A 21,808-nucleotide genomic window follows, 5' to 3' on the forward strand; every position below is an offset into this window, starting at 1 on the left:
TAAATAATGGCGTTCCCTTTTAGGTCAGGCTTTCACTACTCGCTTTTTTGTGAAAGAAAAATTCACAAAAAGAGCTCAAACAAACCGTTCAATCCTTAACGCAAAACGATAAGTATTTTTTAAAATGACTTAGTGTTTCTAAATATGTTCTCGATACATTTTTATTTCGTTACCACTTCATACAAACACTCGAACTAACAGACAATTATTAGTATACACATCAAACAGATCCTTCTTTCGCTCTTCAACCGGAATGACATTTCATTAAACTAACGAGTAAAACTTCTCTTTTATACTTTTAAAACTTTCTACGGGGTTTTCTGCATTCCAAACTCCACCTAGTACACCAATTCCTTTAAAACCTAACTCTAAAGTTTCTGCTATGGTTTCAGAATTAATTCCGCCCATGCCAACAATGGTTTTATTGATATCGTTTACATCAAAACCTTTGCCTTCGTATCCTTCTTTAGAAATCGATGAAAAAACCGGACTTAATAAATGATAATCGAACTCGAAATAACAATCTTCTAAAACCTTTGGTTCATGAAAGGAAGAACTAATTGTTTTACCATACATATTTAAATTTTTAAAATACTCACTAGGATTATCGATATGATCTATGCGTTTTTGTTCTTGAAAATGAATCCCTTTTAAATTGAATTCATTTATTAACTCATGATGATAATGTACTACAATTCTGTTGTGGTATTCTTTATCTATTTGATTTAAATATGCAACGTGCTCTTCGTAGTTTTTCTCGGGTTTTCTAAAATGATAAAAACGCAAACCATGTTCGAACAACTGGCTTAGTATGTCAATTTCATTCGGAATATCTTTTTCTGGTGCAATAAGAACTATCATGGTGTTTTTAGTTTTGATTTTAAAAGATAAGATTACTTCGTCGTACCTCCTCGTAATGACGCTAATTTTAAACTTCTTCTAATGACGTATCTGTTGGTTGAGTTAGGGATTGCAGTGGCATCCTTTTGCTGTCAGTTCGAGTGAATTTATGCAGTGCAACGGAATAAATTTGTATCGAGAACAAGCAAAAGATATAACGGAAAGCCCGACCACGCTTTTTTTCTAAGCGTGGGAACTTCCTAATTATATTATAAATACACTTCCGATCCTTTTTCTTTAAATTCTTTCGATTTTTCTTCGAAGCCTTTTGCAATTACTTCATTATCTACAATGTCGTTCTCAGCAGCAAAATCACGCACTTCTTGCGATATTTTCATAGAACAGAATTTCGGTCCGCACATAGAACAAAAATGAGCAACCTTTGCGCCATCGGCAGGTAACGTCTCATCGTGGTATTCTAAAGCACGTTCTGGATCTAGTCCTAAATTGAACTGATCGTGCCAACGGAACTCAAAACGCGCCATACTTAAGGCGTTGTCTCTATGCTGAGAACCTGGATGCCCTTTTGCCAAATCTGCTGCATGTGCTGCCAATTTATAAGTAACAACACCCACACGAACGTCTTCTTTGTTTGGCAAACCTAAATGTTCTTTTGGCGTAACATAACACAACATTGCGCAACCAAACCAACCAATCATAGCCGCTCCAATTCCTGATGTAATATGATCGTAACCTGGTGCAATGTCTGTGGTTAAAGGACCTAACGTATAAAAAGGAGCTTCATCACAAACCTCAATTTGCTTTTCCATATTTTCTTTAATCATGTGCATTGGCACATGACCTGGACCTTCTATAAAACACTGTACTTCGTGCTTACGAGCAATCTGAGTTAACTCGCCCAAAGTTTCTAATTCGGCAAACTGCGCTTCGTCATTTGCATCTGCTACAGAACCCGGACGTAAACCATCACCTAAAGAAAAAGCAACATCGTATTGTTTTAAAATCTCACAAATATCTTCGAAATGTGTGTACAAAAAGCTTTCTTTATGATGCGCTAAACACCATTTTGCCATGATAGAACCGCCACGAGAAACAATACCTGTAACACGTTTTGCAGTCATTGGTACGTAACGTAACAAAACACCCGCGTGAATGGTAAAATAATCGACACCTTGTTCTGCTTGCTCAATTAAGGTATCTTTAAAAATCTCCCACGTTAAGTCTTCTGCAACTCCGTTTACTTTTTCTAAAGCTTGGTAAATTGGCACGGTACCAATTGGTACTGGAGAATTACGAACAATCCACTCACGCGTTTCATGAATGTTTTCTCCGGTAGATAAATCCATAATATTATCTGCTCCCCAACGACACGCCCAAACTGCTTTTTCTACTTCTTCTTCTATAGAAGATGTTACGGCAGAATTACCAATGTTTGCATTGATCTTAACCAAGAAGTTTCTACCTAAAATCATAGGTTCTGCTTCTGGGTGATTGATATTTGAAGGAATTACCGCACGACCTCTTGCGACTTCTGAACGTACAAATTCGGCCGTAATTTTATCTGGAATAGAAGCGCCAAAGTGCTCGCCTTTGTGCTGCTTTCTAATCTCTGTCATTTCATCTATTCGTTGGTTTTCTCGAATGGCAATGTATTCCATTTCTGGAGTAATCATACCTTGTTTTGCGTAATGTAATTGCGTAACGTTTTGGCCTTTTTTTGCTCTTAAAGGTTTCTTTAATAAGGCAAAACGCATGTGATCTAAACTTTTATCGTTTAAACGCTCGTTGCAATATTCAGAAGAAAAGCCATCTAATTGTTCTACGTTTCTTCTGTCTAGAATCCATTGTTCACGGATTCTTTCTATCCCAGCATGAATATTAATTTCTTTGTTTGGATCTGTGTAAGGCCCAGAAGTATCATAAACAGTAACAGGTTCGTTTGGCGTTTTCTTTTTCGTCATAGAATCTGTCGTATCACTCAATGCGATTTCTCGCATTGCGACTTTAATCTGTGGATGAATTTTACCTGATACATACACTTTTGTAGAATTAGGAAACGGATGTCTTGTAATTCCGTCTTGCTTTGGTGCGGTGTCTTTGCTCTTCATAATTATAGTTAGATCAATTAAATAGTTTGTTTTTTTAATGTTTAACTATTAACCTCCTTGTGTGGATTTAATAATTAAAACTTCATCACTATTTTGAAGTAACCGTAAAGACCAATCGCTTTTTTTAACTACACTGCCATTTATAGCAACAGCAATTCCGTTCGTTTTTATTTCTAAAAAACGAATTAATTCTGCTAACGCTAAAGTTTCTGAAAATTGATGATTTTCTTGGTTTACTTTTATAGTAATCATATTTTTAAAATATTTACTGTAAACCGTAGAGAGGTAGTTTTGTATAACTAAATCTAAGCAACTTTTTCCTACGTTGGTATTAACCAAATCAGGTTCTAAGGATTTTTCTCAAACTAATTTAATAGCTACTCCTAAAGTTTACTTTACAAATGTATTGTATTATTTAAATATAAAAGAAGTTTTAAGCTTTAATTCTAAAAGATTTTATAAACCCACTATAATTAAGCCTGTTTTTTATCATTTGGCAAATCATCTTTAAATGCAGATGGTAGAATATCTGGAATTAGTTTTATTAAAAGCGGTAATAACAAAGCACCTCCAGGTAATAAAAATACCGCCAATGCTGGTATTGCCTTGCAAATATCTAATAACTGAATTTTAATTTTATCTTTTTCTTCTTCAGTTAAATTAGCATGTGTAGATTTCTTTATTAAATAAACAGCTTCTTTACTTTGCCTTAATTCTTGCTCAAGTCTTAGTTTATTTCGATAAACTAATAATTTTATTTCTTCTAAACTTGTCATTATAATTTTCTTCTCTTCCTTTCTGTATCTAAAAGATTCAACTCTCTACTTGTTTGTCCTGATACTGAAGTATTTTCTTCTGCTCTTCTAATTAAATAAGGCATTACATCTCTTACAGGACCAAAAGGAAGGTACTTTGCTACGTTATAACCTTGGTTTGCTAAATTGTAACTAATATGATCGCTCATACCAAATAACTGTCCAAACCAAAGACGATTATCATTTTTTTTAATTCCGTGTTTTTTGGCTAAATCCATTAACAAATAAGAGCTTTCTTCATTATGAGTACCTGCAAATAAAGCCATCTTTGGATGCGCCATCATGTATTTTATACAAGTATCATAATTGATATCTGTAGCTTGTTTGTCTTTACAAATTGGTGATGGATAGCCTTTTTCTTCGGCTCTTTCTCGTTCTTTTTCCATATAAGCACCTCTAACAACTTTCATTCCTATATAAAACCCTTTCTCTTTTGCTTTCCCATGCAACTCTTTTAGATATTCCATTCTGTCGTGTTTGTACATTTGTAATGTATTAAAAACAATTGCTTTGTCTTTATTATAGATTTCCATTAATTCTTCAATTAACTCGTCAGCAGCTTTTTGCATCCAACTTTCTTCTGCATCAATTAATAAAGGAACATCTTTTTTAGCAGCCAATTTACATACTTTATGAAAACGTGCTACTACTCTATTCCACTCTTCTTTTTCTTCTGTTGTTAACTCTTTTTCTTCGGATATTTTTTGAAACAATGCAAAACGACCAAAACCAGAGGGCTTAAAAACCGCATAAGGAATGGATTTCTTTTCTTCACAAAAATTAAGAATTTTTAAAATTTTTTCTAAAGCGCCATCAAAACTAACTTCTTTGTCTTGCCCTTCTACAGAATAATCTAAAACACTGTGTACGTTTCCGTTTGCATACATATTATCTATAATAGGCATACAATCGTCTTCTGTTACACCTCCACAAAAATGATCGAAAACCGTAGATCGTATAAGCCCTTCTACCGGTAAATGAACTTTTAACGCAAAATTAGTTACCGCACTACCAATTCTTACCATTGGTTCGTTTTGTATCATCTTAAACAAAAAATAAGCGCGTTCTAATTGAGAATCTGATTTTAAAGCAAAAGCAACTTCTGTATTATCAAAAAGTTTCATACTATATCGTTTTAGTAAAAACAAATATAACTATAGAATGGTAATAATTGAATATTTTATTTTTAATTTGCACACTTAATAATTTAGCAATGAAAACTATTCAAGCAGTAACATATCCTGTTCATTTTCAGAACAAAGCATACCAAGAACTTTCTAATTTAATTGCGCTTAATAACTACTCTACACTCTTTATTTTGGTTGATGAGAATACGTTTGAGCATTGTTATCCTAAATTTATACCCAATTTAGAGACCGACAAGCGTATTGAAGTCATAGAAATTGAGTCTGGAGAAATTAATAAAAACTTAGAAACTTGTGTTGGGGTTTGGAATGCAATTACCGAATTAGGTGGAGATAGAAAAAGTTTAATTATTACTTTAGGTGGTGGCGTAATTACAGATTTAGGTGGTTTTGTTGCTTCTTGTTTTAAACGCGGAATTGACTTTGTAAACATACCAACCACATTATTATCTATGGTAGATGCTTCTGTTGGAGGAAAAACAGGAGTAGATTTAGGCGTGTTAAAAAATCAGATTGGATTGTTTGCAAACCCAGAAATGGTAATTGTAGATACAGATTATTTAACCACTGTTTCTGAAAGAGAAATTAAATCTGGTACCGCAGAAATACTTAAATACGGAATTACATACGATCTTAAACTATTTAAAGAGATTAAAGACAATAAAAAATTAGTTATAAGCGACTTAATCCATAGATCTATAGCTATAAAAAACGAAGTAGTTTTACAAGATCCTAAAGAACAAAGCTTACGAAAAATTTTAAATTTCGGACATACATTAGGGCACGCTATTGAGTCTTTTTACTTAGAGTCTGAAGACAAAGAAAACCTAACACACGGAGAAGCAATTGCTATTGGAATGGTTTGCGAGTGTTTTATGTCTTCTAAATTAATAGGTTTTCCAACCGAAAAAGTAAGCGAAGTAAAAGACGTTGTTTTATCAATTTATAATAAAACGAATCTTTTAAAAGAAGACTTTGCTGCTATTATGGAAATGCTAAAGCATGATAAGAAAAATGTAAACGGACAAGTAAACTTTGTTTTACTAAACGATTATCAAGATTATAAAATAGACTGTAAAGTACCAGAAGAATTGATTATTGAAAGTATGGAGTTTTATAATTCTTAAAAATGACTTAGGACTTTATGACAAATTGTAATATTCAATTATAAGACAAAAAAGGATAATTAATTTAAAAAATTAATTATCCTTTTTTATTTTTATCTTTTACGTCATTTTTTAGTCTTACATCAAAAAAAAAATGTCAAAAGTCTTTTCTAAAACTCTTTCTTACCAAATTCACTATCAATAAATTTCGATTTATTTTTAGCAGCATTAAACGTATATGATAAATTTAAAGAAACCATATCTACCTCATACTTGTAGTTTGTAGTGGTATAAAAATTAGCTCCCGAGGTTGTTATACGTTGCTCATTGGTGTTTAACAAGCCCATATCCATATTTTGCCATTGCAAAGTTGCTGTTAACCTATCGTCCATAAACTTTTTTCTAAACGTTAAGTTTGGCGAGTAAAAACGAGAATCTTCACCCATTGCTGTATTTCTATCAGACAAGTAGTTAAAGGTAAATTGTAAAGACGCATTCTCCCCAAAATTATACGTAGAGTTTAAGTTAAAAGAATAAATGGTAGACTTAGAGTCTATATCATAACTTCTATCAATTCCGTCTCTATGGTTAAAGTTTAACACACCATCAATGGCATAATTATATACATTTACTCCTAAAGAGTTCGTCCAGTTTTCGGTTGGTTTAATCGTTGCTCCAACCTCTAAACCTACAGCATTACTTTTACCAACATTAGAATATACTCTATTAATAACGCTATCTATAATTGCGCCACTTTTCTCATAAGCCAACGTATTTACACGATTAATAACGTTATCTACATGCCTAAAATAAGCCGTTGCATACACAGCGTTCCCTCCTTTTAATTTTTTAGTAATTCCTAATTCTACTAAATCGATAAACTCTGGTAACAACTCATTGTCTCCTTGTTCAAAAACTTCAGAATGCTCACGTTCTGCAAAACTATTCATCTTAAAAGTAGTAGTTCTTTCTACCCTTTTACTATAAGCCGTTTTTATATTCGTTTTATCGTTAATTTTATATTGTAAAGATGCAGAAGGAAATAACTTTACAAAATCGTAATTATAAACATTCTCGTTAGCCTCACTTCTTAAAGCCTCTTTATACACTCTATCCATAAACTCTAAACGAACTCCGGCTGCATAATCCCATTTACTTTTAGAACCAGTTACTTGCGCATACCCAGAATGAATGGTTCTTTTTAAACTAACATCACTAGAAAATTCAGGAACTAAATCATCTTCTGTAAATTTTGAAACTAAATTTTCGTTTCTAAAATACTCAAACGTACCTGTATGGTCTAAATCTCTATATTGATATCCTGTTTCTAAAGTTCCAAAAGAAAAAGGTTTCCATTGGTAATCTAGGTTAAAACGTGTTCCGTATAAAGGATTATCATTGGTATTATATTCTCTCTGATAAACGATATTATTATTAGGATGCCCTAAATTGTCATTCTCTGTTGGACCGCCTAAAAAAGTATATTCATATAAAATTGATGCAGAAAGCTTAGATGCATTATCAAATTGATGCGCATAATCAAAACTACCCAAAGCAAAATCTCCTTTTCTAGTTCTTAAGTTATGGTTGTAATATGAAAAAGTATACAAACGATTGTCACTTCCGATAGGAGAAATAGCATGATTATCTGTATAAATAATATCTGCCAAACGATCTTTGGTACGTTTTCCAGCAAAAAGACCAATCGAATAACTATCCGCTTTATTTGGAGTATAATCTACATTAAAACGTCCGTTATAAGTAACTTCATCAAAACTTCGCTCACCATCCGAAGGTAAAAAAGTAGTTTTATTTTCAGGAGTATTCACAATATACATATCTCCTTCTCTTCTACCCGTTTTATCATTTCTTTGGTAACTAGCACCCACAGAAATATTCCAATTATCTGTTCTTTTATTTACAGTAGCATCAATTCCGTATCTCTTTGCCGCTACTTTTGTATCATATTCTTCTATCGAAGGAAATCCACCACGAACATTTACTTGCGCAAACGTTCCGTTGATAGCCCTTTTTTTAGTGATGATGTTTAAGATACCTCCCTTTCCTTCCGGATCGTACTTTGCAGAAGGCGCTGTAATTAACTCTACACTTTCTAAAGCATTTGCTGGCAATTGCGCTAAAATAGTACTTGCATCACCTTGCGTTGGTTTTCCGTTGATTAAAACCGTAAAACCTTTACTACCTCTTACACTAATATCTCCTAAACCATCTACAGTAATAGAAGGTAAGTTTTTAACCACATCTACCGCATTTCCTCCTACTGTGCTTTGGTATTTTTTAGTATCAAAAACTTGTCGGTCTATTTTATGTACAACGGCACTTCTTTCGGACTTTACAACAACTTCATTCAATTGGTTACCAGTCCCTAAAATTAGCGATATAGTTCCTACATTTTTTCTCTCACCTTTTTTATTGATTACAACCGGCTTAACAGTTTTAATTTGATAACCAATAAAAGAAGCCTCTAAATAATAGTTTCCTGGCTTAACATTTTCTATAGAAAATAAACCCTCTAAATTAGTAACAACACCTGTTACTAAAATTTTATTGCCTGAATTATACAACGCTAACGTAGCATATTCTAACGGAGAATTGTCTTCTGAATCTGTTATTTTACCAGTTAATTGAGCAGTAGCAACCTGACTTGCAATAAGCGCAAGTACTAAAAATACACATTTTTTAAATTTCATTGAAATTGGTTTTATCTAAGTTATAATTTGGTTTAATTATATTATGAAGTGGTTAGACTAAATAAACAAATAAGGTTTCATGGGTTTCATTTTTATCCATAGTAAAAGCCTGCAAAATAACATCTTTCATACTTTCTAGCAAAAGTACTTTAGTGTATTGTTTTAAAATGGTCTATTTGAAAATTTTATGGTCTAAATAATTTTCTTTGGTTTCTTAAATTGTTTGGGAGTTTCACCTGTGTAGCGCTTAAAATATTTTGTAAAATGAGAAGAATCTTTAAAGCCTAAACTATACGCAACATCACTAATAGACTCATTTGTATATAACAAACGTCTTTTAACTTCTTTTATGATATGATCTGCAATTATATCTGATGCAGATTTACCATATTCTTTTCTACAAATTGCATTTAAGTTCTGAGGAGTTGTATTTAAAGCTTCTGCATAAAAATTGACATTATTTTTTAGCGTGCGAGACAAAAGATCTGTAAAAAGCAAAACCACATCTGTACTCTCTACTTTTTTTAAATGTGCATACGCTACTAACTTAGAAAACAATGCTTTTAATCCGCCTTCTACCGCTTCTCTATTTACATTTTCTTGCTGCTTTTCCCAGGCCAATGATTTAAAAAGTGCTTTTAATGAAGCATCTTTTTTAGTAGTTTTTATTTTTGATGTATGCTGTAATTTTAATAACTGATGATTGATAAACTTATCTAAGGTTTTTTCTAAAAAAGTTTCTTTTATAATGATTACATAGCCTTTGGGTTGGGTTGTAATTTCCCAATGATGTACTTCCTCTTTTTTAATAACAAAAACCGTTGATGGTTTTATTTTATAACTCTTTAAATCTACATGATGAAAACCTGCTCCTTTTATAAAGTAGACAATTTCTAAATATTTATTGTGCTTATGCGGTTTAGTATACCGCTTTGTAACATCAAATTCTTCAATTTTAATGTCGTTATATTCTGCTATTTTATTGTAAGTATCAATTTTGCTCTTCATCAACATCTTTTAGAGTAAGCTGTAAAACAATGATATAAAAAAAATCCTTCTATCTAGAAGGATTTTTTTTTATAGTGTAAAATAAATAAAGTATTAAACTTTTTTAACTTTAACTGCATTCATACCACGCATACCTCTTTCTAATTCGAAAGAAACTTTATCGTTTTCTGCAATTTCATCTATTAAACCACTTACGTGTGTAAAATATTTTTCGTTATTTTCTAAGTCTATAATAAACCCAAAACCTTTAGATGAATCAAAGAAAGAAACTTTTCCTTTTCTAACAGGATCTTCTTCTGGTAAATCTTCTTTTTTGGTTACTGAAATCTGAATATCTTCCAATTCATATTCTACTTTTAAATCTGGATCTGGTGGAGTATCTGTTAAGTTTCCATTATGATCTACATAAGCAAATTGGATACCTGTTGATCCATTTTCTTCTTTGTTCGCTTTTCTAGCGTCCATTTTCTTTTGCTTGTCTTGACGTTTTTTTAAACGTTTTTTTTCTTTTTCACTTTTACTAAAGGTCTGCTGCGATTTTGCCATTAAAAATATAAGAGTTTTTTTAAATTAATATTTTTGAAAAGATAAAATACCTAACTGGAAATTCGAAATCAAACTAACGCTAACTAGTGTATTTAGAGGAGTGTATTTTTTCTTAATGGCGCAAAGATACGACAAATTTAAAAGTTTTCAAAATAGTTAGACATTTAAGAAACAATTATTTATTAAATCTTAAAAAAATAAAAAAAAATGGTTTTAATAAAACCAACTGTAACTCTTCTACGTATATATATCTGAAAACTAAAATCTATTAAATTATGAAAACAATAAAAACCTTTGCAATTATATGTGCAGCAGCAATTAGCTTATCATCTTGCACTAACAACGACAATGAAATTACAGCTTTAGTAAGCACCAATCTTTTATTTACATCAAATAATTCTGATGGAAATGTAAATATTTATAATGTAAACAACCTGAACGCCGTAACTAAATCTACATTAACAACTTCTACCACAGCAGCAGACGGAATATATTACAATGGAGATGAAGATTTAATTGTACAATCTTCTAGAACTACATTTGGTGTAGAAGGTTATACAGGTATTACTACAAACACACCTATATTATCTACAACTGTAACTGCGAATATAGTTGGAAGTTTAGATATGACAAGCCCTAGAGAATTGGCTGTAAATGGTGATTTCTATGTAGTAGCAGATAATGCAGATGCAGATGGTAATGCAAATACAAAAGATGGTAAACTTTTTATCTATACTAAAAGTGGAAATCAGTTTACTTTAAGAAACACCATTACAACAAATTTTAAACTTTGGGGTATTACATTTATAGGCAATGATCTTTATGCAATTGTAGATACTACAAGTGAATTAGCTGTATTTACTAATTTTTTAAACAACACTTCTACAACAACCGTAGATGCTACAAAACAAATTGCCATAGAAGGAATTGTAAGAACACATGGAATAACATACGATCTTTCTACAGACACCATGATTTTAACAGATATTGGAGATGCTACTAACGGACAAGATGATGGTGGTTTTCAAATAATAGAAAACTTTACCCGTAAATTTACCGCTACTACAAACGGAAATACTTTAGCAATTACAGAACAAACAAGAGTTTCTGGTACAAATACATTAATGGGAAATCCTGTAGATGTTGCTTATGATGGAGAAACTAAGACCGTTTTTATTGCTGAAGCAGGTAATGGCGGAGGAAGAATTCTTGCTTTTAATACTATTAATAATGGTGGAAACTTAACTCCTGTTTATAATAGCGATTTAGCAGCTGCTTCTGCAGTATTTTTATATAAGAACTAAAATAAGCATAAGAAACTTTTTTTAGTAGCGTGTTTAATGTTGGCCTTCCGTTTTTACGGAAGGTTTTTTTATGAAGTATATTTAAGTTGTTAGATGTTAAAAAAATATAAATAAATAGTAAAACATACTTTAGTGATAGTATTACTATTATATTTGCGATATAATCAATAAATTATGAAGAACTTATTATCTGTTTTAAAAATTTCTGTCCCAGATAAAATATTTATCAAAGATCCTGAAACTTCCGTTTTAGGAAAAAAAATTATAGAGCATAGTATTCTATTGATTAATGAAATTGGATTTGAAGCTTTTACATTTAAAAAATTAGGAACAAAAATTGGATCTAATGAAAGTTCTATTTATAGATATTTTGAAAGCAAATATAAACTACTTTTATACCTATCATCCTGGTATTGGGCTTGGTTAGAGTATCAATTAGTTATTGAAACTTTTAGTATTTCTAATGCCAATGAAAAACTAGTAAAAGCGATAGAGGTAGTAACTAGCACAGTTAAAGAAGATGATAATTTTATACATATAAATAAATCACTTTTGCATAAAATCATAATAAATGAAAGCTCAAAATCCTTTTTAACAAAAGAAGTAGATGCGGATAACAAAGATGGATATTTTGAGGTTTACAAAAGAATAATTACCAGAATTAGTACTATGATATTGGATGTAAATAAAAAGTATCCTTTTGCATTAAGTTTGGCAAGTACACTTATAGAAGGTAGTTTACATCAACATTATCTTAAAGAACATTTTCCTTTGATAACAAATAGTGAAACAAAAGATACACCTACTAATTTTTTTATACATTTAGTTAAAAATACAATCAAATAAATATGGAAAACAAACAATTAACTCCTTGGCAAAGATTTGTTGGTGTATTAAAATTAGAAAGAAAAGATATCTTTCAAATATTTTACTATGCCATTTTTGGTGGTCTTGTAGCCCTCTCTCTTCCCTTAGGTATACAGGCAATTATTAATTTAATACAAGGAGCACAAATTTCTACTTCTTGGATTGTTTTAGTAATTTTGGTAACTATTGGTGTTGTTTTTTCTGGTGCATTGCAATTAATGCAGTTAAGAATTATAGAAACGATACAACAAAGAATTTTTACGAGAGCTTCTTTTGAATTGAGCTATCGTTTTCCTAAAATAAAGATGAATGAACTGCGAGATAATTATCCTCCAGAATTGGCCAATCGTTTTTTTGATACTTTAACCATACAAAAAGGATTATCAAAAATATTAATTGATATACCAACGGCATTGTTACAAATTATTTTTGCGTTGATTTTGTTATCTTTTTACCATGCCTTTTTTATTGTTTTTGGTATTCTATTATTACTTTTAATTTATATCGTATTTAAATTCACCGCTCAAAAAGGGCTAGAAACCAGCTTAATAGAATCTAAAAAAAAATACAAAGTAGCTCATTGGATACAGGAAGTAGCAAGAACGGTAGTCAGTTTTAAATTGTCTGGTAATACCAATTTAGCACTTCAAAAAAATGATGATTTGGTCGATAAATATTTAGAAGCAAGAGAAAACCATTTTAAAATACTGATGCTACAATTTATTCAAATGATTGGTTTTAAAGTAATTGTAACGGCCAGTTTATTACTAATTGGTGGCGCTTTAGTGTTAAATCAAGAAATGAATATTGGGCAATTTGTGGCTGCAGAAATTATTATTCTTTTGGTTATTCAGTCTGTAGAAAAACTAATTATAGGTTTAGAGTCTTTTTACGACGTGCTTACATCAATAGAAAAAATAGGACAAGTTGTAGACAAAGAATTAGAAGCACAAGAAGGAGAAAGACCTTTATTTAAAGAAGGCCTAACAGTAGAGTTAGATGGTGTTTCTTATGGTGTAGAAAATAGAGAAAAACACATTATTAAAAATATTTCTTTAACCTTAAAACCTAAAAGTAGAATTTTAGTAATGGGAGAAAGTGGTGCTGGTAAATCTACTTTATTACGCTTAATATCTGGAGTTATAGAACCAATTTCTGGTAATATTTATATCAATAATTTATCATTAAGTAGCCTCCATTTAAATCATTATAGATCGCAATTAGGTTTATCTTTATCAGACGAAACTCCTTTTGAAGGCAGTATTAAAAACAATTTAGTTTTTGGTAACAAAGAGGTTAAAGATGAAATTATATACGAAGCTTTAGAAACAGTAGGTTTAACGCAATTTTTAAAAGAACAGCCTAAAGGCTTAGAAACTGTTTTATATCCAGAAGGTAGGCAAATGTCATTTACCATTGCAAAAAAATTAATTTTAGCAAGAGCTATTATTAAGCAACCTAAAATAATGATTTTAGAAGATCCTTTAGATCAATTTAATTTAGAAGAAACTGTTCGCATCATTAATTATTTAACAGATCTTAAAAGACCTTGGGCATTAATTGTAGTTAGTAGTAAAAAAAGTTGGAGAACTAAATGTAACGAAATTATTACATTAGAAAAAGGTGAAATTAAATCAATAAAATAAGTAGCAATGTTAAACATATCTAACAACCAATTACACAAAACTGTTGATTTAAAAGAATTTAAATCGGGCAAAAATATTTTTACAAAAGAGTATTACAAAGCTTTTAATAAATTTCTTTTAGCATTTGCTATTATCGGTTTTATAGCACTCTTTTTACCTTGGACACAAAATATAACTGGCCAAGGTTTGGTAACTACTTTAACACCTAACCAAAGACCACAAACTATTCAATCTCAAATTCCTGGTAGAATTGAAGAATGGTTTGTAACAGAAGGTGATTTTGTTAAAAAAGGAGATACCATTTTAAGAATTTCTGAAGTAAAAAGTGATTATTTTGATAATCGATTAATTGAAAGAACTAGTGATCAAATTAACGCAAAATCTTCTTCGGTAACCGCATATCAAGGAAAAGTAGCTGCTTTAAATAGACAAGTAAATGCTTTAAAACAAGAACAACGTTTAAAAATAGAACAAACAAAAAATAAATTACTACAATCTAAATTAAAAGTAAAAAGTGATAGCATTGATTTTGAAGCTGCTAAAACAAATACTTTAATTGCCGAAAAACAGTACAATCGTACGCTAACCCTACAAACCGAAGGCTTAAAAGCTGTAAAAGATGTAGAAGAAAAAAGATTAAAACTACAAGCTACACAGGCAAAACTAATTTCTCAAGAAAATAAACTTTTAGCAAGTAGAAATAATATTTTAAATGCACAATTAGAACTTTCTAGAATAAACGCTTCATACACCGATAAAATTTCTAAATCACAAAGTGATATGTATACAGCACAATCTAGTGGTTTTGATGCAAAAGCACAAGTATCTAAATTAGAAAATAGCAGAAGTAATTATAGTGTTAGAAATAGCTTATTGTTTATTACTGCTCCACAAAATGGTTTTATAAATAAAGCCATAAAAGGCGGAATTGGTGGTACTTTTAAAGCTGGAGATGATTTGGTTGGTATTATGCCAGAAAAATATGATTTGGCTGTAGAAACTTTTGTAAGACCTATTGATTTACCATTATTGCATATTGGTGAAAAAATGCGTGTTCAATTTGATGGCTGGCCTGCAATTGTTTTTAGTGGTTGGCCTAACGCTTCTTACGGAACGTATGGTGCAAAAGTAATTGCTATCGAAAACTTTATTAGTACTAATGGTAAATACAGGGTTTTAATTGCACCAGATACTACAGATTATAATTGGCCAGAAGGTATTAGAGTGGGGTCTGGAGCTAGAACAATTGCACTTTTAGAAGATGTACCCATTTATTTTGAAATTTGGAGACAACTTAACAGCTTCCCTCCTAACTATTATCAACCAGAAGGATCAAAAAGTGACACAAAGAAAAAATAATTTCAATTTATTTATTGAGACATTAATATGAAAAAATATATTTTAATATTCCTTCTATTATCTACATCTGGATATTTTGCACAAGAAAAAGTGGCGTCTGTAATGACACTTTCAGAATTCTTAAGTTATGTAAAAAACTATCACCCTATTGTAAAACAAGCAAATCTTGTTATCAATGAAAGTGAAGCTAAATTACTAAAAGCTAGAGGTGCTTTTGACCCTAAAATTGAAGTAGATTTTAATAAAAAACAATTTAAAGAAAAAGAATATTACAATAAATTAAACGCTGCTTTTAAAATACCTACTTATTACGGAATTGAATTTAAAGCAAATTTAGAGAATAATGATGGTTATTATTTAAACCCAGAAAATACAGTTCCAGAAGATGGTTTGTATAGTGCCGGAGTTTCTGTATCCTTATTAAAAGGTCTTTTAATTAACACAAGAATGGCTTCTTTAAAACAAGCAAAATTCTTTTTAAATCAAGCAAAAGAAGATCAGCAAATTTTAGTGAATGAAATATTATACAACGCTGCCTTGTCTTATTTTAATTGGCTAAAAACATATCATCAAAATAGCGTTTATAAAGAGTTTTTAACAAATGCAGAAATCCGTTTTAAAGCTACAAAAAGAGCCTTTTTAGAAGGAGAAAAACCTGCTATAGATACCACAGAAGCCGGAATTACATTAAAAAGCAGAAAATTAAATCTAGAAAAAGCTAGAATTAAATTGGTAAAGTCTTCTTTAGAATTGTCTAATTATTTATGGTTGAATGATAACACTCCAATAGAATTACAAGACAATATTATTCCAGATATACATACTGTTAATAATGTAGACACTACTTTTAATATTGCATTGTTTAATAATGCAAATTTTAACATTGATAAACACCCTAAAATTAAATCATTAGCATATAAAATAAAGAGTTTAAGTATTGATAAAAATTTAAAATTAAATAACTTACTTCCTAAATTAGATGTTCAGTATAACTTTCTTACAGAAAACGGTAATCAAATAAATTCTCTAAATACACAAAATTATAAAGCAGGAATTAATTTTAAAGTTCCTTTATTTTTAAGAAAAGAACGTGGAGATTTTAAACTCTCTAAAATTAAATTGCAAGACAAAAAATTTGAAAACGAAGTAGCTAAAGTTGCCATAAAAAATAAAGTAAATGCTATTCTGCAAGAATTAAGTTCTTATGTTTTACAAAATAGCTTAACTACAGATATTGTTCGCGATTACGGAACGATGCTAAAAGCAGAAGATCGTAAATTTTTCTTAGGAGAAAGCTCTTTATTTTTAGTTAATTATCGTGAAGTTAAATTAATTGAAGCCAAACTAAAAGCAATCGATTTAGAAAACACTTTCTTTAAAACTAAAGCAAGTTTATTTAAAGCTACCGTTATTTCTATTAATGAATAAAATCTTATATAGAAACACTTTACCTATTTTTATTGTACTTTTAGTAAATTGAATTTCAATAAAAAACAACCACATGTCAAAAAACCCAAACAAACCAAGTATTGCTTTTTGGATAATTGCTATTATTGGATTCCTTTGGAATGCGATGGGTGTAGATGGTTATTTAAACCAAGCTTATCAAACGGAACGTTTTAAATCGATGTATTCTAAAGAACAATTAGACATTATTTTTAATGTTCCTTCTTGGGTAATGGCTGCTTTTGCTATTGCTGTTTTTTCGTCAGTAATTGCTTGTATTTTATTGTTCTTTAAAAAAAAATTAGCCAAAACATTTTTTCTAATAGGATTAATTGCGGTTATAATACAAACTACATATAACCTATTTATAAACCCAGTTGTGTGCATTTTGAGAAATGAATTTGTGTAATCCAAAAAATGGTGATTTAAGAAAAAATGTCTGAATTGAATCCAAATATTGAAGTAATACTAAACGGATTATCCAAAGTCCATTTGAGCGGAAATCAAGTAACTGAAATTCTAAATAATCCTAAAGAATTTCCAACTGAACTTGTCGAAAAATTATCGATTAAAACAGCCTTAAAATATTGGAATGGAGAAATGGAATTTAAAGATGGAAATTATATAATGAATAATATTTATTCTTTTTGGACATCGAATGAATACTATTTCAAAAATTTTAAATTATCTGATATTTCGTGGGAATGTTTCAACGCATTTGATTCTGGAGAATATTATCGGAAGGAAGATGCGAAAAATATTGATCCAGCGGAAAAATACACAAAACCACTGATTGAGAATTTATTACGAAAAAGGAAACTAATAATATAAAAACTGCACACAACATCGTGTATAAAAAATTGCTGAATTAGTGCTTAAACAAAGTCAGTTACAATTTTGTTACGTCTGATTTTCCTTCGGAAAATCCTCGCACACAAAACCGCAACTTTTCATACACAAACACGGTAAAGTATGGTACGGGTATTTAGAGTATGCTATGTTAATAATAATTCCATTGTTCTCTGTATTTTTATTTTGGTTTTCTAAAAAATGTGCAGATGATGGAATTTTAACGTAGTTTATAAACGCTCTACTCTGTTAACACAGAAAGAAAGCTACTTTTTATTTCGTTTCTTATTACTCAAAAAAAGCAGCAAGAAACTCTGCAACACAAGCAGGTTTTTCTTGACCTTTAATTTCTATGGTACAAGAAAAGGTTACTTTAATTCCGTTGTTAGCCATTTCTTCAATGTCTTTAACAACAGCAAGCATTCTTAATTGACTATTTACAACAACAGGGTTTGGAAAACGGACTTTATTTAACCCGTAATTTAGGCCCATTTTAATACTTTTTATAGAAAAAGAATCTTCTAATAATTTAGAAATCATGGCAACAGACATAAAACCATGTGCTATAGTAGTTTTAAAAGGACTCTCTTTAGCTGCTCGTTTTTTATTAACATGAATCCATTGTTTATCTAAAGTAGCATTTGCAAAATCGTTAATCATTTGTTGGGTAATTGTATACCAATCTCCAACAGGTAATTGTTGTCCTTTTATCTGCTTAAAATCTTCAAAATTAACAAATACTAATGGTTTCATCTTTTCCTTATCGTAAATAAATCATTTTTAATTCTTGGCAATTCTAATTGATACCTCACTGAAACTACTCTAATAATAACAACTACAGAAGCAGAAATTACAAACATGATGTTTTCTGGAACGCTAAATTTACTCAAAACTAAATATACAATTCCACCTGCTAAACATGCAGAAGCATAAATTTCTTTTTCGAAAATTAATGGAATTCTATTAGTTAAAACATCACGTAAAACGCCTCCAAAAACGGCAGAAATCATTCCCATTATTAAAGCAATAATAGGATGTAAATTAAAAGACAACCCTTTTTTTAAACCCAATAAAGTAAAAACACCAATACCAATGGTGTCAAACAAAAACATTGTTTTGCCTAAGTAGTTAATTTTACTTTTAAAAAGAAAGGTAAAAATAACGGCTGCAAAAATGGTGTATAAATAATTTAAATCTCCAATCCAATTTATAGGATGCGCGTCTATTAAAACATCGCGTAGCATACCACCACCAACAGCAGTAACAAATGCAATAATTAAGATTCCAAATAAATCTAACTTTTTATCAGAAGCTACTAAAGCGCCACTAATTGCAAAAGCAAAGGTTCCTAATATATCTAAAACATAAATAAGCTCCATCTATATCAATTTAATTATAAAATGTAGAATTAAATCCGAAGTCTTTCTTCATAAAAAACTTCGGATTATTTTTTTATACGGTTACTTCAGAAAACTTAATATTTAATTCTTTCTGAATCTCATGAATTCTCGTGATTTCTGAAGGCAAAATAAAAGCAATTGAAACACCTGTTTTTCCTGCTCTTGCAGTTCTTCCACTTCTGTGTGTGTAGTATTCTAATTGTTCTGGTAATTGATGATGAATTACAAATTCTAAACCACTAACATCAATTCCACGTGCAGAAACATCTGTAGAAACTAAGTATTGTAAATTTTCTTTCTTAAAAGCACGCATTACTTTATCGCGTTCTTTTTGTTGCATATCTCCTTCTAAAGCTGCGGTAGAAAAACCTTCTTCTATTAAATGAGCTGCTAAGTTTTGTGCACCTGCTTTTGTTCTACAGAAAATAATTCCTCTTTGATCTTGCCTTTTCTCTAGGAAAGAAACAATATCATTTGTTTTTTCTTTTAAGGTAGTTTTTGCATAATGATGACGAATATTAGCATTTACTAAAGAGCTTCTATTAATTTCTACTCTAGGAGCATTAGCATCCATATAGGTCTTTACAATCCTTTTGATTTCTTCTGGCATTGTAGCAGAAAACAACCAAGTTTTTCTATCACCTTCTGTTGTAAACTTTAAGATTCTATTTAAATCTTGTTTAAAACCCATGCTTAGCATTTCATCAGCTTCATCTAAAATAACTGTTTTTACATGACTAACATCTATACTACCTCTTTCTATTAAATCTATTAATCTACCAGGAGTTGCTACTACAATATGTGTAGTTCTCTTAAGATTGTTCATTTGTCTGTCAATCTTTTCTCCACCAAAAACAGCTTCTACAAAAATTTTATCTTCACTAAACTTTGTAAATTTAAACAGTTGTTTTTTAATTTGCTGCACCAACTCTCTTGTTGGCGATAAAATTAACGCTTGTATGTTCTCTGAGCTAGCATCTATATGGTGTAATACGGGCAAACCAAAAGCAGCAGTTTTACCGGTACCTGTTTGTGCTAAACCAATAAAATCTGTTGGCGCTTCCAATAAAATTGGAATTGCTTTCTCTTGAATTTCTGAAGGCTCAGAAATTCCTAATTCTTTAATTGCTTGAATATATTCTTTGGTGATTCCTAAGGAAGAAAAAGTTGACATTTTTTATCTAAATTTTATGCAAAGATACTTTTATTTAGTAGGTTGTAATACTTTTAAAACATTTTCTCTAATTCTTGCTGGCTTATTCAATTTTTCATTTTATTAATTATAATTTAAGCACATAAAATCTTAATAATTTTGTGTGCTTAAAAAATTAAAATTTCACTATTTTTTTCTGTTTTTTACTTCTTAAAAACTCTATTAGTAGAATTAGCAAAACACTTGCTCCAAATAATGGAAGTATAATACCTAAAATTACTATAATACATACAACACCATAACCAACTTTAAATGAAACAGGCACTTTTGGCGTTCCCCATTTACCAGTTTCTTTTCGTTTTAAATAAGAAACCAATCCTGCAATAGCAACAAAGGCTAATAATACCGCAACAACTAACATTAATGCCCAATTCCATAACCCAAATTGTCCTTGATGAAATGCCATAAACCACATTCGTCCACGCATTAAAACACCTACATCTTCCCATGTATGGTGTATTAACTCTTTCCCTGAGTATTGATCTAAATGAAATCTTTTCTGAGCGCCTAAATCAAATGTAGAATTATAAATACTATATACTCCGTTTTTATTCTTGGCCAACCCAATACTTACTTCACCTTTTAAATTCATAGATTTTGCAAGTTTTACTATAGAATCTAACGGTATTGGTTTACCATTAATTTCTGATTTTAAAGTTTTAGAATCCCACGTTAGTGGAAACCCTGTATTTGTAGCTTCTTGTAACGCTTTAAAATTACTACCAAAAACATCTGTCCAAGGTAATCCTCCCGCTAAAGTCATCAATAATAAAATTGACACCCAAAAACCTAAAACTGTATGTAAATCTCTAAACAAGATTCGTTTTCCTTCTTTAAAACGAATTCTAAAGAAACCTTTTATTCCTTCTTTTTTATTTGGCCAAAACACATAAATTCCTGTAATAATTAACACAAACATCCAACTAGCAATTAACTCAACTATTTTAGTTCCGAATTTACCCAAAAGAAGTTCACCATGAAGTTTTCTAACTACATGCATATTAGAATTTTTAGGACTAATGGTACCTGTTACTTCTCCTTTATAAGGATTTATATAAATATTATTTTTATGACTAAACATCCCTGAAGAAAATGTAGTTGCTTCATTTGCTTCTCTAGGTATTACCATGGTATTTAACATCTTATGTGATGCTTTTTTTGCTAATTCCCATTGTTTTGTGTACGAAATTATTTCTCCTTCAACTTTTACTTTTTTTATATAAACTTGTTTAGGAGCATCATATTTGTCTTTAAATAAATAAACACCTCCTGTAATTGCTAACAACACAACAAATGGTAACGATATTAATCCTGCAATAAAATGCCATTTCCAAAGCCATTTATTTAATTTTCTATTTTTCATCTTTAATATAAAGTTTAAATGCCTTATTTAAGCGTAATTTAAATTACGCTTAAATAGAATA

Annotated in this window: 20 protein-coding genes and 1 riboswitch; of the genes, 8 read left to right on the top strand and 12 right to left on the bottom strand. The window is 30.4% G+C overall.

Translation table 11 applies throughout. The features are described from left to right. Positions 1–264 precede the first annotated feature (264 nt). From GQR92_RS03570 to GQR92_RS03590, 5 genes are all read right to left on the bottom strand, one after another. Positions 265–861, bottom strand: coding sequence for a thiamine phosphate synthase (locus tag GQR92_RS03570; RefSeq protein WP_158837836.1), 597 nt, complete (start codon positions 859–861; stop codon positions 265–267). A gap of 248 nt (positions 862–1,109) precedes the next feature. Next, positions 1,110–2,969: a phosphomethylpyrimidine synthase ThiC gene (gene thiC, locus GQR92_RS03575; protein ID WP_158837837.1), complete on the bottom strand. Its 1,860-nt coding sequence runs from the start codon at positions 2,967–2,969 to the stop codon at positions 1,110–1,112. Positions 2,970–3,017: 48 nt separating this feature from the next. Next, positions 3,018–3,308 carry a sulfur carrier protein ThiS gene (thiS, locus tag GQR92_RS03580; protein ID WP_302849599.1) on the bottom strand — a complete coding sequence of 97 codons (291 nt, stop codon included), beginning with the start codon at positions 3,306–3,308 and terminating at the stop codon, positions 3,018–3,020. Next, positions 3,270–3,364: riboswitch (TPP riboswitch) on the bottom strand. (Overlaps the previous gene by 39 nt.) Before the next feature lie 78 nt (positions 3,365–3,442). Then, a complete protein-coding gene (locus GQR92_RS03585) occupies positions 3,443–3,745 on the bottom strand; it encodes an LETM1 domain-containing protein (protein ID WP_158837838.1) in 303 nt (100 codons plus the stop codon). Beyond that, positions 3,745–4,908 (bottom strand): proline dehydrogenase family protein, encoded by a 1,164-nt coding sequence (locus GQR92_RS03590; RefSeq protein WP_158837839.1) that lies wholly within the window; start codon positions 4,906–4,908, stop codon positions 3,745–3,747. The genes GQR92_RS03585 and GQR92_RS03590 overlap by 1 nt, the downstream gene beginning before the upstream one ends. Before the next feature lie 89 nt (positions 4,909–4,997). On the opposite strand from GQR92_RS03590, the gene aroB reads away from it, so the two are divergent. Beyond that, on the top strand, positions 4,998–6,056 hold the full coding sequence (gene aroB, locus GQR92_RS03595) for a 3-dehydroquinate synthase (RefSeq protein WP_158837840.1): 1,059 nt from the start codon (positions 4,998–5,000) through the stop codon (positions 6,054–6,056). A gap of 149 nt (positions 6,057–6,205) precedes the next feature. Here the strand turns inward: aroB and GQR92_RS03600 are convergent, their stop codons facing one another. The 3 genes from GQR92_RS03600 to GQR92_RS03610 form a co-directional block, all read right to left on the bottom strand. After that, complete coding sequence (locus tag GQR92_RS03600; protein ID WP_158837841.1) at positions 6,206–8,746, bottom strand: outer membrane beta-barrel protein; 2,541 nt, start codon at positions 8,744–8,746, stop codon at positions 6,206–6,208. Positions 8,747–8,938: 192 nt separating this feature from the next. Then, positions 8,939–9,754 (bottom strand): AraC family transcriptional regulator, encoded by an 816-nt coding sequence (locus tag GQR92_RS18110; RefSeq protein WP_158837842.1) that lies wholly within the window; start codon positions 9,752–9,754, stop codon positions 8,939–8,941. Positions 9,755–9,847: 93 nt separating this feature from the next. After that, on the bottom strand, positions 9,848–10,300 hold the full coding sequence (locus GQR92_RS03610; RefSeq protein ID WP_105048843.1) for a cold-shock protein: 453 nt from the start codon (positions 10,298–10,300) through the stop codon (positions 9,848–9,850). A 275-nt stretch (positions 10,301–10,575) separates the two neighbouring features. Between GQR92_RS03610 and GQR92_RS03615 the strand changes: the two genes are divergently transcribed. From GQR92_RS03615 to GQR92_RS03645, 7 genes are all read left to right on the top strand, one after another. Next, positions 10,576–11,604 (top strand): hypothetical protein, encoded by a 1,029-nt coding sequence (locus GQR92_RS03615; protein ID WP_158837843.1) that lies wholly within the window; start codon positions 10,576–10,578, stop codon positions 11,602–11,604. A 174-nt stretch (positions 11,605–11,778) separates the two neighbouring features. After that, the gene (locus GQR92_RS03620) at positions 11,779–12,450 is read left to right on the top strand and encodes a TetR/AcrR family transcriptional regulator (protein ID WP_158837844.1); all 672 of its coding nucleotides are present in this window, start codon (positions 11,779–11,781) and stop codon (positions 12,448–12,450) included. Positions 12,451–12,452: 2 nt separating this feature from the next. Then, positions 12,453–14,117: a peptidase domain-containing ABC transporter gene (locus GQR92_RS03625; RefSeq protein ID WP_158837845.1), complete on the top strand. Its 1,665-nt coding sequence runs from the start codon at positions 12,453–12,455 to the stop codon at positions 14,115–14,117. 6 nt (positions 14,118–14,123) lie between these two features. Continuing rightward, complete coding sequence (locus tag GQR92_RS03630; protein ID WP_158837846.1) at positions 14,124–15,476, top strand: HlyD family secretion protein; 1,353 nt, start codon at positions 14,124–14,126, stop codon at positions 15,474–15,476. 27 nt (positions 15,477–15,503) lie between these two features. Further along, positions 15,504–16,904 carry a TolC family protein gene (locus tag GQR92_RS03635; RefSeq protein ID WP_199269176.1) on the top strand — a complete coding sequence of 467 codons (1,401 nt, stop codon included), beginning with the start codon at positions 15,504–15,506 and terminating at the stop codon, positions 16,902–16,904. A 73-nt stretch (positions 16,905–16,977) separates the two neighbouring features. Then, positions 16,978–17,331 (top strand): hypothetical protein, encoded by a 354-nt coding sequence (locus GQR92_RS03640; protein ID WP_158837847.1) that lies wholly within the window; start codon positions 16,978–16,980, stop codon positions 17,329–17,331. A gap of 35 nt (positions 17,332–17,366) precedes the next feature. Then, on the top strand, positions 17,367–17,753 hold the full coding sequence (locus tag GQR92_RS03645) for a hypothetical protein (RefSeq protein ID WP_158837848.1): 387 nt from the start codon (positions 17,367–17,369) through the stop codon (positions 17,751–17,753). Between the two features lie 306 nt (positions 17,754–18,059). Here the strand turns inward: GQR92_RS03645 and GQR92_RS03650 are convergent, their stop codons facing one another. The 4 genes from GQR92_RS03650 to GQR92_RS03665 all read right to left on the bottom strand — a co-directional run bounded on the left by GQR92_RS03650 (position 18,060) and on the right by GQR92_RS03665 (position 21,747). After that, positions 18,060–18,524, bottom strand: coding sequence for a MaoC family dehydratase (locus tag GQR92_RS03650; protein ID WP_158837849.1), 465 nt, complete (start codon positions 18,522–18,524; stop codon positions 18,060–18,062). Continuing rightward, positions 18,521–19,150 carry a trimeric intracellular cation channel family protein gene (locus tag GQR92_RS03655; RefSeq protein WP_158837850.1) on the bottom strand — a complete coding sequence of 210 codons (630 nt, stop codon included), beginning with the start codon at positions 19,148–19,150 and terminating at the stop codon, positions 18,521–18,523. Before GQR92_RS03655 ends, GQR92_RS03650 begins: the two co-directional genes overlap by 4 nt. 73 nt (positions 19,151–19,223) lie before the next feature. Further along, positions 19,224–20,345: a DEAD/DEAH box helicase gene (locus GQR92_RS03660; protein WP_158837851.1), complete on the bottom strand. Its 1,122-nt coding sequence runs from the start codon at positions 20,343–20,345 to the stop codon at positions 19,224–19,226. A 154-nt stretch (positions 20,346–20,499) separates the two neighbouring features. Beyond that, positions 20,500–21,747 (bottom strand): PepSY-associated TM helix domain-containing protein, encoded by a 1,248-nt coding sequence (locus GQR92_RS03665; protein WP_158837852.1) that lies wholly within the window; start codon positions 21,745–21,747, stop codon positions 20,500–20,502. Positions 21,748–21,808 lie beyond the last annotated feature (61 nt).

Origin of the sequence: Polaribacter sp. L3A8 (genome assembly GCF_009796785.1) — a bacterium.
Classification (GTDB): domain Bacteria; phylum Bacteroidota; class Bacteroidia; order Flavobacteriales; family Flavobacteriaceae; genus Polaribacter.

What these genes read in the sequence shown, in the direction of transcription:
- GQR92_RS03570 (WP_158837836.1), bottom strand. Translation starts at nt 861, where the DNA reads ATGATAGTTCTTATTGCACCAGAAAAAGATATTCCGAATGAAATTGAC.
- thiC (WP_158837837.1), bottom strand. Translation starts at nt 2,969, where the DNA reads ATGAAGAGCAAAGACACCGCACCAAAGCAAGACGGAATTACAAGACAT.
- GQR92_RS03585 (WP_158837838.1), bottom strand. Translation starts at nt 3,745, where the DNA reads ATGACAAGTTTAGAAGAAATAAAATTATTAGTTTATCGAAATAAACTA.
- GQR92_RS03590 (WP_158837839.1), bottom strand. Translation starts at nt 4,908, where the DNA reads ATGAAACTTTTTGATAATACAGAAGTTGCTTTTGCTTTAAAATCAGAT.
- aroB (WP_158837840.1), top strand. Translation starts at nt 4,998, where the DNA reads ATGAAAACTATTCAAGCAGTAACATATCCTGTTCATTTTCAGAACAAA.
- GQR92_RS03600 (WP_158837841.1), bottom strand. Translation starts at nt 8,746, where the DNA reads ATGAAATTTAAAAAATGTGTATTTTTAGTACTTGCGCTTATTGCAAGT.
- GQR92_RS18110 (WP_158837842.1), bottom strand. Translation starts at nt 9,754, where the DNA reads ATGAAGAGCAAAATTGATACTTACAATAAAATAGCAGAATATAACGAC.
- GQR92_RS03610 (WP_105048843.1), bottom strand. Translation starts at nt 10,300, where the DNA reads ATGGCAAAATCGCAGCAGACCTTTAGTAAAAGTGAAAAAGAAAAAAAA.
- GQR92_RS03615 (WP_158837843.1), top strand. Translation starts at nt 10,576, where the DNA reads ATGAAAACAATAAAAACCTTTGCAATTATATGTGCAGCAGCAATTAGC.
- GQR92_RS03620 (WP_158837844.1), top strand. Translation starts at nt 11,779, where the DNA reads ATGAAGAACTTATTATCTGTTTTAAAAATTTCTGTCCCAGATAAAATA.
- GQR92_RS03625 (WP_158837845.1), top strand. Translation starts at nt 12,453, where the DNA reads ATGGAAAACAAACAATTAACTCCTTGGCAAAGATTTGTTGGTGTATTA.
- GQR92_RS03630 (WP_158837846.1), top strand. Translation starts at nt 14,124, where the DNA reads ATGTTAAACATATCTAACAACCAATTACACAAAACTGTTGATTTAAAA.
- GQR92_RS03635 (WP_199269176.1), top strand. Translation starts at nt 15,504, where the DNA reads ATGAAAAAATATATTTTAATATTCCTTCTATTATCTACATCTGGATAT.
- GQR92_RS03640 (WP_158837847.1), top strand. Translation starts at nt 16,978, where the DNA reads ATGTCAAAAAACCCAAACAAACCAAGTATTGCTTTTTGGATAATTGCT.
- GQR92_RS03650 (WP_158837849.1), bottom strand. Translation starts at nt 18,524, where the DNA reads ATGAAACCATTAGTATTTGTTAATTTTGAAGATTTTAAGCAGATAAAA.
- GQR92_RS03655 (WP_158837850.1), bottom strand. Translation starts at nt 19,150, where the DNA reads ATGGAGCTTATTTATGTTTTAGATATATTAGGAACCTTTGCTTTTGCA.
- GQR92_RS03660 (WP_158837851.1), bottom strand. Translation starts at nt 20,345, where the DNA reads ATGTCAACTTTTTCTTCCTTAGGAATCACCAAAGAATATATTCAAGCA.
- GQR92_RS03665 (WP_158837852.1), bottom strand. Translation starts at nt 21,747, where the DNA reads ATGAAAAATAGAAAATTAAATAAATGGCTTTGGAAATGGCATTTTATT.